Below are 13,235 nucleotides of genomic sequence, written 5' to 3' on the forward strand. Positions count from 1 at the left end.
TTTTTTATGTGCCGTAACTCATATGTAAAATTGGTATGGAGCCATCCCTTATTCTGTTACTTCTGTTTTGAGTTTCTCTGATTCTGGATATTAGGTGTTTAACACCAATACGAATATATCTTTTGATTGGTTCTTTTTAAAGCTGTTACAACACTACAATTCTTTTGATGCCATTGTTTGTGTACAATAAGAAGTTCAACATTCGATTCTTAATTTTTGGTTTAGTAAAATGTTTAGATATTCGCAATTTAAGTTTTGAGCAAAAAAAAAGCCTTTCTCATAAGAAAGGCTTTTATAAAATTGAGTTGAGATTAATCCTCTGTAAGGACCCACTCGCCTTTTGATAGTAGCGGTTCTGCTTGTTTGTATTTTACTACTTTACTTTCACCGGACATTACATTTTTTATAGTAACACGCTCGTTTCTTCCAATTTTAGGTTGTTCCCTTGTTATGGTTTCCGTAACTGCTTGTCGTTGGCCTTGTGTTTGGCCTACAGCTCTATTTTGGGCTGCCAACTCATCACTATTTGGAATTTCTTCTTTTGAGGTCTGAAGTTTTTCTTTTCTGTTTTGAACGTTTCTTGCTTCTTGTATCTCATTAGGATTGCCAGAAGGCAATTCCCCTTTAAATAAGAAAGAAACAATTTCTTTATTAACCTTTTCAATCATTCCTTTGAATAATTCAAAAGCTTCGAACTTATAAATCAATAAAGGGTCTTTTTGCTCATGAACCGCTAATTGAACGGATTGTTTTAACTCATCCATTTTACGCAAATGCGTTTTCCAAGAATCATCTATAATGGCTAATGAAATGTTTTTCTCAAAATCAGTAATCAACTGTTTACCATTACTTTCATAGGCTTCTTGTAGATTGGTTACCACATTTAGTGATTTAATACCATCTGTAAACGGTACTACGATACGCTCAAATTTGTTTGCATTATCCTCATACACTTGTTTTATTACAGGAAAAGCTGTTGCTGCATTGCGCTCCATTTTTTCCTTATAATGCTCATAGCCCGCTTTGTATATTTTACCAGTAATTTCTTGGGCACTTAGTTTACCAAACTCATCCTCAGAAACCGGGGAAGTCATTGAGAAGTATTTGATCAGTTCAAATTCAAAATTCTTGTAGTCATTAGCTGCTTTATTACCTTCTACTATAACCTCACAAGTGTCATATACCATATTGGCAATATCTACTTTTAAACGTTCTCCTTGCAAAGCATGCCTTCTACGTTTATAGACCACCTCACGTTGTGCATTCATTACATCATCATATTCCAATAGACGCTTACGAACACCAAAGTTATTTTCCTCAACTTTTTTCTGTGCACGTTCTATAGACTTGGTCATCATACTATGTTGTATCACCTCACCTTCTTCCAGTCCCATTTTATCCATCATTTTGGCAACCCTGTCCGAGCCAAATAAACGCATAAGGTTATCTTCTAAGGAAACATAAAATTGTGAGCTACCTGGATCTCCCTGTCTACCAGAACGACCTCTTAACTGTCTATCTACACGGCGTGAATCGTGGCGCTCAGTACCAATAATGGCCAAACCACCTGCTTTTTTAACAGCTTCGGTTAATTTAATATCCGTACCACGCCCTGCCATGTTGGTTGCTATGGTCACCACTCCAGGATTACCAGCTTCTGCTACAACGTCTGCTTCTTTTTTGTGAAGCTTGGCATTTAATACATTATGTGGCACCTTACGAATATTCAACATTCTGGATAACAGCTCCGATATTTCTACCGATGTGGTACCAATTAATACAGGCCTACCTTCTTGGCTTAATTTAGTGACCTCATCTATAATGGCATTGTATTTTTCCCTTTTGGTCTTATAGATTAAATCGTTCCTGTCATCACGGGCAATTGGCCTGTTTGTTGGGATTTCCATTACATCTAACTTGTAGATTTCCCAGAATTCTCCGGCCTCGGTAATGGCTGTTCCGGTCATCCCTGCCAATTTACTGTACATTCTAAAGTAATTCTGTAAAGTAACCGTAGCAAAAGTTTGTGTAAGGGCTTCAATCTTTACATTTTCCTTTGCCTCAATAGCTTGGTGAAGACCATCTGAATAACGACGGCCGTCCATGATACGTCCTGTTTGCTCGTCTACGATCATAACTTTGTTATCCATGACCACATATTCCACATCTTTTTCAAATAAAGTATATGCTTTTAGCAACTGGCTCATGGTGTGGATACGCTCGCTCTTGACCGTAAATTCCTTAAAAAGCTCTTCTTTAAGTTCGGCCTCTTTTTCAATATCAAGGTTTTGCTGTTCTATCTTGGCAATTTCCCCTCCAATATCTGGCATAACAAAGAAATCTTTGTCTTGCTCACCAGAAATATAACTTACTCCTTTATCCGTAAGCTCTATTTGGTTGTTTTTTTCATCTATCACAAATAACAGGTCTTCATCTACCTTGGGCATTTCCCTGTTATTGTCTTGCATATAAAAATTCTCGGTTTTCTGAAGTAATTGTTTTACCCCTTCTTCACTTAAGAATTTGATCAATGCTTTATTTTTTGGGAGACCTCTATATACTCTTAATAAAAGAAAGCCACCTTCTTTGGTATCACCCTCGGCTATTAATTTTTTGGCCTCTGCAAGAACACCAGTTAAATGTTGACGTTGTTTTTGTACAATTTCATTAACCTTAGGTTTTAGCTCATTAAACTCATGGCGGTCACCTTCTGGTACCGGTCCGGATATAATTAACGGTGTACGGGCATCATCAACAAGAACCGAATCTACCTCATCTACAATGGCATAATTGTGTGGGCGCTGTACTAAATCTTTTGGGGTATGCGCCATATTGTCCCTTAGGTAGTCAAAACCGAATTCATTATTGGTGCCATAGGTAATATCTGCGTTATAGGCAGCACGTCTGCCATCAGAATTAGGTGTGTGGTGGTCTATACAATCTACAGATAAGCCGTGAAACTCAAAAATAGGCGCCATCCAAGCACTATCCCTTTTTGCTAAATAATCGTTAACGGTCACCAAATGGGCACCATTACCTGTTAGTGCATTAAGGTATAGGGGCAATGTTGCCACAAGGGTTTTACCTTCACCGGTCTGCATCTCAGCAATTTTACCTTGGTGTAAAGCAATACCACCAATGAGCTGTACATCATAATGTACCATGTCCCAAGTAACTTGTTTACCAGCGGCATCCCATGAATTTTTCCAATTCGCCATATCGCCATCCAAGGAAACATAGTCCTTACTGCCAGATAATTTTCTATCGTTTTCCGAAGCGGTTACGATAATGGTCTCATTGTTGGCAAAACGCTTGGCGGTCTCTTTAACCACAGCAAATGCCTCTGGAAGAATTGTATTTAATGTATTTTCAGACAAGGTGTATGCCTCCTCTTTAAGCTTGTCCATTTCAGCATAGAGGTCTTCATTTTTATCTATATCCGTAGAATCCTTTACTTCTTGCTCTAACTTCGTGATTTGTTCTGTATTATCTTTATAGGAATCTTTTATGGCTTGCTTGAACTCTAATGTCTTGTTCCTTAATTGATCATTACTTAGTTTTTCAAAAGCGGCTTCAAAAGATTTTATCTGATCTACTAAAGGTTGAAGTTCTTTTACGTCCTTTTTTGATTTATCGCCAACAAAGGCTTTTAGAATTGAATTTATAAAACTCATAAAATAGTATTGTTTGTACTGAAATTGAAGGAAACTAAGTTTCTAATCGATTTTCAGTTTTTATTTGCAGTCAGTAATTATAACTGACACTTACTTTTAGCAAAAGTTATTCCAGTCTTTATCTTAGGTTGAAATAACCTCATTGACTGCCAAAATTACATAAAAAAAAAGCCTCCAAGGAGACTTTTAAGTAGTTATTCTTATATAGAATATTAATATTCATCCTCGTTCCAGAGGTAATCTTCTTCTGTAGGATAGTCTGGCCAAATCTCTTCAATAGATTCGTAGATTTCACCACCTTCTTCCTCCATAGATTGTAAGTTCTCTACAACCTCTAAAGGTGCACCGGTTCTAATAGAGTAATCAATTAACTCATCTTTACTTGCCGGCCAAGGTGCATCACTTAAATAAGATGCTAATTCTAATGTCCAATACATGGTAATTGTTTGATATTAAATTTTTTGCAAAAATAATTTTTAAATGGAAACAGCCAAGATAATTCTTGATTATTTCAGCATAGTTATCAACTTATTTTTGCTTTGATAATTTGATAACGAAGAAATTACGGATTTATTAGTCCTTTTTCTCAGGAATCCATTTGATCTCTTCTGCTTTTAAATCTTTTGACAATTTTCGTGCCAATACAAAAAGATAGTCAGAGAGCCTGTTTAAATATGCTAATACTTCCTTGTCAAAAGCTGTGTTTTCGAATAAAATACTGGCCATGCGTTCGGCTCGTCTACAAACTGTACGGGCAATATGACAGTATGACACACTGGTATGCCCCCCAGGAAGGATGAAATGCGTCATTTGAGGTAGGTACTGTTCCATTTCATCAATTGCATCTTCTAGGTTCTTAATATTCTCCTGTGTAATCCTATTAATTTTTAATCGCTCAGACCCATTTTTTAAAACCGCTTTTTCTGGATCCATGGCTAAAATTGCCCCAAGTGTAAAAAGATTTTTCTGAATTTCTGTTAAGAACGCTTTAGTGCTTGAATCTATATCTTGATCCCTAATTAATCCTAACCAAGAGTTTACCTCGTCTACAGTACCATAGCTTTCTATTCTAATATGATGCTTTGCAACCCTTGTTCCACCAAATAAGGCGGTTTTTCCTAAATCTCCTGTTTTCGTGTAGATTTTCATTTTTAGTATATTAAATCAGCCTGTGTGTATATTTGCTGAAGATAAAAAGATAGGATTGTTAGGTGCTTTTTTTGAGTATACCAAACGATGCCCAATGGCTAGTCTTTATCCTTTCGGTCTTTTCTTTTGTAATCACTCATAAATTTACGGTCTTTTCGCTCTTTGGATTTATTCCTATTTATGATAGTTATGCCTAGATAAATGGCAAATACAACTCCCAAAATAATATAAATAGTATTATTCATAATAACCTAGATTAGCTTATAAAAATAAGGGTTTTCGTCTAATCTTAAAATGTTCTTTTACTTGTTCCCTCCTAAAAAATAGGATGCCACAATGAAACAAGTCAATAGAAACTGATACTTCGGGTAGTTTTTTAAGTTGTTCCCAATTTTGGTATTTCTTTTTCGAATTATGGATTCCTTCAATCAACAACAGGCTGTCATTATGTAAATATTTCCTTGATATGGTTTTGAAAGGTTCACTCTTATCATCAGCATAAACAATGTCAATGGGTAATGCATTATAATCCAAACCTTCAAAAACGGAATTCAGTTTTATTTTTAAGGAATTGTCTTCTGATACCAATCCAATTTTTTTAAAATTAAAGTAGAAAATACTTTGGGCTAGCAGGTTCTGGGTAATGGTAAATTGTGGATTCCCCTTTCTATAGATCCCTTTTGTAATGAAATTATATATAAACGGGGAATGTACACCATGCTGATTGGTAGCGGTAAGTATAAATCTTAAATAAGATAAAAGCCTATACAATTTGAAGGTATTTAATTTGAAAAATTAAAACGTCCAAAGTATAAAAAAATGTAGAGTGGCGTTGGTATAAAGAATTAAAAAAACGTGAAGTATGGAGTGCAATGTCTTAAGGTTTAATTCCAGAAGGATAAAATCTCAGATCTGAAGCTAAAGTCCCAAGTTCTGAGTACAAAGAATGATGTTTTTCCCCAACCTTTCGGCTTCGCTCAAAGCCATTAATTTGAATTAATTTCAAAAAATACGTAATATGCAACACCTCGTTCTATATTCTCCATGCTCAGTACAACAGACTTTGTACTTCCAACTTTGTACTTAAGACCTGATATTTAAATTAAGCCATTTTAGCTTTGTTTCTTTTGGTAGTGAAAGACAACTCTTTTTTTATTGTTGAGAATTTTCTTTTGTACAGTCTGGCAACCTCGGCCTTGCTCTCCAATTTAATTTCGTTGGTAGTTTCTGTAACACTCGTCATTTCAACCGTCTCAGCATTTATAGCTGTAGTATTGTTTTGGGCTTGTGCAGCTGTTCCGATGAAGATGATAAAGATGATGGTTGCTATTGTTTTCATGACTTGCGTTTGTTACACTATTATAACTTGCACAAGCGTATGTTGAAGGGTTCCCATTCGCTGAAAAACATATATTTCTCGTTATGTTGCAACAACTGGGACAAAGTGCATTTTTTGCTCGGTAAACGACAATGCCACTAAAAACACCTTACCGAAAAAAGGTGTCTTTTAACGGTAATTTGTCCTAAGCAAAAGCGTCTTGAAGTGGGTAAATAGAAGTTTATTTGAAATTAATAGGGTGCTTTTTTTGAAAGAATAGAAACATATTAGCTTTCCATGGCAGCAGAAAGTTCAAACCAACGTTCCGTTTTCGCGTCAATTGCAGTAGAAACCTCACCAAGCTTTATAGATAGACCGGCAATTTCTTCACCAGATAATGTGCTATTCATGAATTTGGTTTGGAGTTCTTCTTTCTGCTTTTCCAATTTCTGAATTTCCCTTTCTAACTGTTGGTATTCTTTTTGTTCATTGTAGGACAATTTGTTAGTAGTTTCGGTTTTCTTCCAAGTATTCTTGGAATTCTCGGTCTTTTCTTTCTGTTCTCTTTTTTCTATAACCTGACTATCTTCATAAGCTCTATAATCAGAATAGTTGCCTGGAAAATCCTCAATAACCGTATCACCGCGAAACACAAAAAGGTGATCTATAATCTTGTCCATAAAATATCTATCGTGTGAAACCACCAAGAGGCATCCTTGAAAATCTAATAAGAAACTTTCCAGGACATTTAAGGTAACAATATCCAAATCATTAGTAGGTTCATCTAGTATAAGAAAATTTGGATTTTGAATTAGCACTGTACAGAGGTACAATCGCTTACGTTCGCCACCACTTAATTTCTCAACATAGTCATACTGTTTTTTTCTATCAAATAGGAAACGCTCCAATAGCTGTTGTGCAGAAATTTGCCTCCCCTTCATTAAAGGGATATAATCTCCAAACTCACGGATAACATCTATTACCTTTTGCCCTTCTTTTATGTTAATTCCTTTTTGGGTGTAATAACCAAATTTAATGGTCTCCCCAACAACTACCTTTCCATTATCTGGTTGGTCTTTGCCAGTTAGGATATTTAGAAAAGTAGATTTTCCCGTACCATTTTTTCCAATGATACCTATACGTTCCCCCTTAGAAAAAGTATACTCAAACTTGTTCAGAATAGGCTTATCTGGAAAAGCTTTGGAAATTTTATGCAGTTCCAAAATTTTACTGCCCATACGTTCCATATTTAGCTCTAGCTGAACCACATGTTCTTTTCTTCGCTGACTGGCTTTTTCTTTTATGGTATGGAAATCGTCTATTCTCGATTTGGATTTGGTCGTTCTTGCCTTGGGTTGACGCCGCATCCAAGCCAATTCTTTCTTAAATAGAAGTTCAGATTTATGTTGCTCTACCGTTTCTTGCTCAATACGAGCTTCTTTTTTCTCTAAGTAGTAAGAATAATTACCCTTATAGGAGTAGAGTACCCCATTGTCCAATTCTACTATTTCATTACATACACGCTCTAAAAAATAACGATCGTGCGTAACCATAAACAAAGTCATATTTTCTCGCGCAAAATAACCTTCAAGCCACTCGATCATTTCAAGGTCCAAATGGTTGGTAGGCTCATCCAGTACTAACAAATCTGGTTTGTTGATTAAGGCATCGGCCAGGGCCAAACGTTTTTTTTGTCCACCAGATAGTTTTCCAACCTTTGCATGTAAATCTTCTAATTTTAGTTTAAAAAGAATTTGCTTGTATTGTGTTTCAAAGTCCCAAGCCTCAAACCTGTCCATAGCCTCAAAAGCTTTTTGGTATGCTTCTGTGTCTTCTGGGTTGTTAAGTGCTTTTTCATAGTCGGAAATTACTTTTAGTACTTCATTGTCCGAAGCAAATATGGTTTCCTCAACAGTAAGTTCTGGATTCATAATAGGCTCCTGCGACAAGAAAGAGACACGCGTACTTTTTCTATAGTTAACTTGCCCTGTATCTGGGCTGTCAGCTCCGGACAAAATATTTAATATTGATGTTTTTCCACTACCATTTTTGGCAATAAGCGCTATTTTTTGGTCTTTATTAACCCCAAAGGAAAGGTTTTCAAAGAGAACGACTTCGCCATAAGATTTAGCTATATTTTCAACGGTAAGTAGATTCATGTTTTTTAGGTAGATAAATTAAAATTACTTTTTATAATATTTCAAAAAGTATGCAAGGTAGGTGTAACGAGCCCCTAAAGCCAATAAAACAAATGTTATTAATATGGAAAAAATTTGAATTTTAAGTACCCACAAAATAATAGTCGCCAGTAACAAAATGAGCAATAGCATGACATAGTATTTTAACCATTTGGTTAATTTATTTTTCCCAATTAGAAAAACAATAATAAGGTTTGGTGCAAAAGCCCATAAGGCATTCAAATTCATTTTGGTTGCATCATGGTCTGTAAAAAACCAAAGAAAAAGTATTAGTGTTCCTGCTAATCCTGTTACCATAAATAAAACGGTATCTAACCACGCGGTTCTTCTTTTTTCTTTAAAGTCCTTATAGGTTATATAAATTACAATAAATAGGAATATACCTAACCAAAATACAGGTGTTAACACAAACAAGGTGTCATCTTTTTTTGTTGCTATGTCTAAAACAATCGATTCCCCTTTAACAAAAGGCTCACCGTTAATGCTAGTGTGTTTCATTTGTTGGTACACATATAAGGGCAAGAACATATGTTCATAAGCCGATGCCTTTACATCTATAACAGCACCCAAAGCTAGATCAATTCCAAAATTGGACCATGAGTTTACATGTAGGTTTTGATGTATTAATTCCCTGAATGTATATGGATTTTCTAAGTAGGAATAGTCGTATTTTAATCCGTCTCTTAACGTTTTTTCAAAGACTTCAGGTATTCTTGTGGCACAATTGTCAAAAAGAAAATCATATTTATATTTTCTATTTTCCGGTAAAAGATTGTTTTCTAAAAAGAGAACAATTTTCTTTCGTTCCTCTAAATTGAGGTATAACTCTTGCTCTTTAACCCAGCGTTGTTCAAATTCGTAGCTACGTTTAAAATAATTAAAGGGCATTCTGGATATGGTATAGGACAATTTACCCTTAGTGAAATTCAGATAAAAGTTTGGGTCTTCAAAATCATAGGTGCCATAACCATAAACCTCGTCAATTCCTAGAGTAGGGTCTTGAAAGCGAATGGCACTATGTCCAAACTTCGCAGCTAAATCTTCACCAGTTCCAACCGTAAGTAAACTTATTTTTGAAAGAGGTGAAAGTTGTTTTTGCTGCGAAAAACCACTTTCCATGGAAATTATAAAAAGAAAGAGAAGACTTATTTTTTTAATCATTAGTACCTAAAAATCATTACTGGCGCAAAGATGCAAATAATAACAGATTTATCTTATTTTTACTTAAATCCTTCTTAAAATGACCAAGCACATACCAAATTTTATCACTTTGTTAAATCTTTTTTGCGGCTGTGTGGCTACTGTTTTTGCCGTGCTTAATCATTTAGAGGTTGCGGCTTGTTTTGTGGCATTAGGGATATTTTTTGATTTTTTTGATGGATTGGCAGCACGGGCTTTAAATGTAAAAAGTGATCTAGGACTACAATTGGATTCTCTTGCAGATATGGTGACAAGTGGATTGGTTCCCGGAATTGTCATGTACCAATTATTGATATTATCAGTAAGTGAAGGTTGGGTCTTGGCGTCAGGTTCTTTCTTAGATTCAAATGGTCTGAAAATAGGTTCATTAGTGCCTTTTATAGGATTTGTGATTACTTTGGCATCGGCATATCGCTTGGCGAAATTTAATATAGATGAAGACCAAGTATCCTCCTTTAAAGGCTTGCCGACTCCCGCAAATGCATTGCTGATTCTTTCTTTACCACTAATTATCTATTATCAGGGAAATGATATGCTCAATGCCATAATCCTTAACAAATGGTTTCTTATTGGCTTGTCTTTGCTTAGTGCCTTTTTATTAAACTGCAATTTATCTCTCTTCGCATTAAAATTTAAAAATTGGGGATTTAAGGATAATGCTTTACGCTATATTTTTATAATCATTAGTTTGGTGCTTATTATTACCATGCAGTTTTTTGCAATACCAATGATTATTCTTTTTTATGTAATAAGTTCATTGGTAGTAGATAAGTTCTAGGATTAGTTTCTCTTGTTTTGGAAATTAATGTAAAGCGGATAAATACTTTGATTATGATAGATAAAAAGGATGATGTGCCTAGGGAGTTTTGGTTGCGTGGTCCACTCGCAGAAATTCCAGATTTACTTCAACCATCTGCACATGCCCTTTTGCAAACCAATAAAGAACTTTATTTATATACGAAGGATTTTCCTGAAGAATTACTCTGGGAAAAGGTAGGGAACAGAGCGTCTGTAGGTTTTCATATGCAACATATAACTGGCGTTTTGGACCGTATGTTGACCTATGCGAGACAGGAAGATTTATCTCCAAAACAATTAGAATTTCTTCTAAACGAAGGAGTACCAAATAATGTCATTGGTATTTCACGATTACAAGATGATTTTACGAGGACATTGACCAAAGCATTAGATTACTTTAAAACAATTTCAGAAGAAGATTTAAAAGAAAAGCGAACTGTTGGAAGAAAGAAATTACCAACAACGGTAATTGGACTTTTGTTCCATGCAGCTGAACATAGCCAAAGGCATATTGGTCAGTTATTGGTAACCGTGGAAATGTTGAAGCTTAAACGATAATATGGAGGAATCAACTAAAGCTCCATGGTACTATTTATTATTACTTATACTTGCCGGTGAAACTGTTTTTATTTTGCCTTTTGTTTTGTCAAGAGTATTTAGGCCAACGGTGCTCGAAGTATTTCAATTGGATAATACCCAATTAGGCTATTGTTTTTCCACATATGGTATTGTGGCCTTGTTCTCCTATCTTTTCGGTGGTCCATTGGCCGATAAAATGGCGCCTAGAAAATTAATAGCCATGGCACTTTGGATGACTGCACTGGGTGGACTGGTCTATGCTACTTTACCAAGTTATTTTATATTAAGGATACTATACGGGTATTGGGGTTTTACAACTATATTTTTATTTTGGGCGGCTATGATTAAAGCTACCCGTATTTGGGGTGGGTCAAGTTCTCAGGGCAAAGCATTTGGATTTTTAGATGGAGGAAGGGGTTTGGTTGGCGCCTTATTTGGAACGTTAGGGGTTTTTATCTTTTCAATTTTTGCGGTCAATGAAGTATCTGAAATCACTTTTGAAGAAAACAAAAGAGCATTTAGATTTGTAATATTGACATGTACAGCTATTGTTGTTTTGATGGGTTTGTTGGTTTGGAATTTTATGAAAATGCCTAAATCAATTGAGGTAAAAATTAATAGGGAAAGGATTACCAATTCACACATTATAGAGGTATTAAAACTACCTTCTGTAGGGTTGTTAATGATTATTATTTTATGTGCCTATGTTGGCTATAAAATAACAGATATTTTCTCGCTTTATGCTCAAGACGTAATGTTGTATGATCAAGTACAATCGGCTCAAGTAGGGACATTTATGTTATTTCTTAGACCTGTAATTGGTGTGTTAATTGGGATTTTGGCCGATAGGACAAATACCATATTTTGGCTTATGATAAGCTTTTTTGTTTCTTTTATAGGAGCATTGATTTTGGCTTTGGGAATTATTACCCATACAGCAACTGTTTTATTTTTCATATCTATTTTTATTGTGGCAACAGGCGTTTATGCGGTAAGGTCACTTTATTTTGCGGTCATGGAAAAGGGAAGGATTCCAATAGTTCTTACCGGTACTGCAGTTGGACTAATTTCAGTTATTGGTTATACACCAGAAATTTTTGCTGGTCCGGTAATTGGCTATTTACTAGATAGTACACCTGGACCCAAAGGACATCAACATGTGTTTTGGATGTTGGCTGTATTTTCTATAATTGGAGGGATGGCATCTTGGTTTTATTTCAAATTATATCGAAAAAAAAATGAACCGTAAAAACCTACATCTTCTACTTTCATCAATAATTGTAGTATTGGCAGGTCTGGCATATGGTGGCTATCCAACAGGTTTTATACCATATTTCTTTGGTTTTGAAGTCGAAGCTTTAGGCTTGAAACAGATATTAAGGGCAGTTATGGGCATCTATTTAGGCGTAGGTATATTTTGGCTAATAGGATGTTATAAAAAAACCTATTGGAAAGCGGCCACACTTAGTAATATATTGTTTATGGGTGGCATTTCATTGGGTAGGATAGTAAGCATGTTGTTTGATGGAGTTTCTATACAATTTACGATTGCATTGTTATTAGAGCTTCTATTTTTTGTTTGGGGGTGTTTTAACCTGAAAGTCTACCAATACTCTTTATATATATTAAATAATCGTTAGCTTTATTTCTTTCCTTACAACAGGTGAATATTAATCGTAATATTGCAATAATAAAATTAACATTACGTGGTGCTAGATAAAATTGAGCAAGAAATTAGTGGTTTGGATATAAATAATATCTCAGATGAACGTCTTCCTATACTTCAAAAAATCATTAATTACATTCAGGATAAAAAGGATAAGGGAGAAGTTATAAACTTAAACTTTATTTGTACCCATAATTCTAGGAGGAGTCATCTTTCACAAATTTGGGCACAAACCATGGCGGCATATTTTGGAATTAAAAACGTGTACTGTTATTCAGGTGGTACAGAGGCAACGGCCTTATTTCCAAAAGTTGCAGAAACACTATCAGATTCAGGTTTTGACATAATAAGATTATCACAAGAACCTAACCCTGTATATGCCATAAAATATTGTGCTGATGCGCATCCTGTAATCGGATTTTCAAAAACCTATGACCATAAGTTTAACCCTTCCTCTAATTATGCCGCTATAATGACCTGTTCCCATGCAGATGAAAATTGCCCGTTTATACCAGGGGCCGAAGAAAGAATTCCCTTTACTTTTGATGATCCTAAATTATTTGATAATACACCACAACAGACAGAGAAGTATAGGGAGCGCAGCTTGCAAATAGCATGTGAACTGGGTTATATTTTCTCCAAAATAAAGTAGT

The 13,235-nt window shown here is 35.2% G+C and carries 13 protein-coding genes; 5 read left to right on the forward strand and 8 right to left on the reverse strand.

Annotation, left to right across the window (positions count from 1 at the left end; translation table 11 throughout):
• Positions 1–311: 311 nt before the first annotated feature.
• The 8 genes from secA to ACOCEA_RS15575 all read right to left on the reverse strand — a co-directional run bounded on the left by secA (position 312) and on the right by ACOCEA_RS15575 (position 9,500).
• Positions 312–3,674, reverse strand: a complete 3,363-nt coding sequence (gene secA / locus ACOCEA_RS15540; RefSeq protein WP_420757184.1) for a preprotein translocase subunit SecA — start codon at positions 3,672–3,674, stop codon at positions 312–314.
• Positions 3,675–3,886: 212 nt separating this feature from the next.
• Positions 3,887–4,111 (reverse strand): DUF2795 domain-containing protein, encoded by a 225-nt coding sequence (locus tag ACOCEA_RS15545; RefSeq protein WP_027064442.1) that lies wholly within the window; start codon positions 4,109–4,111, stop codon positions 3,887–3,889.
• 136 nt (positions 4,112–4,247) lie between these two features.
• Positions 4,248–4,823: a cob(I)yrinic acid a,c-diamide adenosyltransferase gene (locus tag ACOCEA_RS15550; protein WP_420757185.1), complete on the reverse strand. Its 576-nt coding sequence runs from the start codon at positions 4,821–4,823 to the stop codon at positions 4,248–4,250.
• 98 nt (positions 4,824–4,921) lie between these two features.
• Positions 4,922–5,068, reverse strand: coding sequence for a hypothetical protein (locus ACOCEA_RS15555; protein WP_420757186.1), 147 nt, complete (start codon positions 5,066–5,068; stop codon positions 4,922–4,924).
• A 16-nt stretch (positions 5,069–5,084) separates the two neighbouring features.
• Positions 5,085–5,594: a hypothetical protein gene (locus ACOCEA_RS15560; RefSeq protein WP_420757187.1), complete on the reverse strand. Its 510-nt coding sequence runs from the start codon at positions 5,592–5,594 to the stop codon at positions 5,085–5,087.
• Between the two features lie 331 nt (positions 5,595–5,925).
• Positions 5,926–6,162: a hypothetical protein gene (locus tag ACOCEA_RS15565; protein WP_420757166.1), complete on the reverse strand. Its 237-nt coding sequence runs from the start codon at positions 6,160–6,162 to the stop codon at positions 5,926–5,928.
• Positions 6,163–6,428: 266 nt separating this feature from the next.
• Positions 6,429–8,300, reverse strand: coding sequence for an ABC-F family ATP-binding cassette domain-containing protein (locus ACOCEA_RS15570; RefSeq protein WP_420757188.1), 1,872 nt, complete (start codon positions 8,298–8,300; stop codon positions 6,429–6,431).
• Positions 8,301–8,324: 24 nt separating this feature from the next.
• Entirely contained in the window at positions 8,325–9,500 is a 1,176-nt protein-coding gene (locus ACOCEA_RS15575; protein ID WP_420757189.1) for a lipoprotein N-acyltransferase Lnb domain-containing protein, read from the reverse strand.
• A gap of 79 nt (positions 9,501–9,579) precedes the next feature.
• Here ACOCEA_RS15575 and ACOCEA_RS15580 point away from each other — a divergent pair, with 79 nt between their 5' ends.
• From ACOCEA_RS15580 to ACOCEA_RS15600, 5 genes are all read left to right on the forward strand, one after another.
• The gene (locus ACOCEA_RS15580; RefSeq protein WP_420757190.1) at positions 9,580–10,317 is read left to right on the forward strand and encodes a CDP-alcohol phosphatidyltransferase family protein; all 738 of its coding nucleotides are present in this window, start codon (positions 9,580–9,582) and stop codon (positions 10,315–10,317) included.
• Between the two features lie 53 nt (positions 10,318–10,370).
• Positions 10,371–10,895 (forward strand): DinB family protein, encoded by a 525-nt coding sequence (locus ACOCEA_RS15585; protein ID WP_420757191.1) that lies wholly within the window; start codon positions 10,371–10,373, stop codon positions 10,893–10,895.
• Position 10,896: 1 nt separating this feature from the next.
• Positions 10,897–12,165: an MFS transporter gene (locus ACOCEA_RS15590; protein WP_420757192.1), complete on the forward strand. Its 1,269-nt coding sequence runs from the start codon at positions 10,897–10,899 to the stop codon at positions 12,163–12,165.
• Entirely contained in the window at positions 12,155–12,556 is a 402-nt protein-coding gene (locus ACOCEA_RS15595) for a DUF4345 domain-containing protein (RefSeq protein WP_420757193.1), read from the forward strand. The genes ACOCEA_RS15590 and ACOCEA_RS15595 overlap by 11 nt, the downstream gene beginning before the upstream one ends.
• Before the next feature lie 66 nt (positions 12,557–12,622).
• Positions 12,623–13,234 (forward strand): arsenate-mycothiol transferase ArsC, encoded by a 612-nt coding sequence (locus ACOCEA_RS15600; RefSeq protein ID WP_420757194.1) that lies wholly within the window; start codon positions 12,623–12,625, stop codon positions 13,232–13,234.
• Position 13,235 lies beyond the last annotated feature (1 nt).

This window comes from Maribacter luteocoastalis (assembly GCF_048890225.1).
GTDB classification, from domain to species: domain Bacteria; phylum Bacteroidota; class Bacteroidia; order Flavobacteriales; family Flavobacteriaceae; genus Maribacter; species Maribacter luteocoastalis.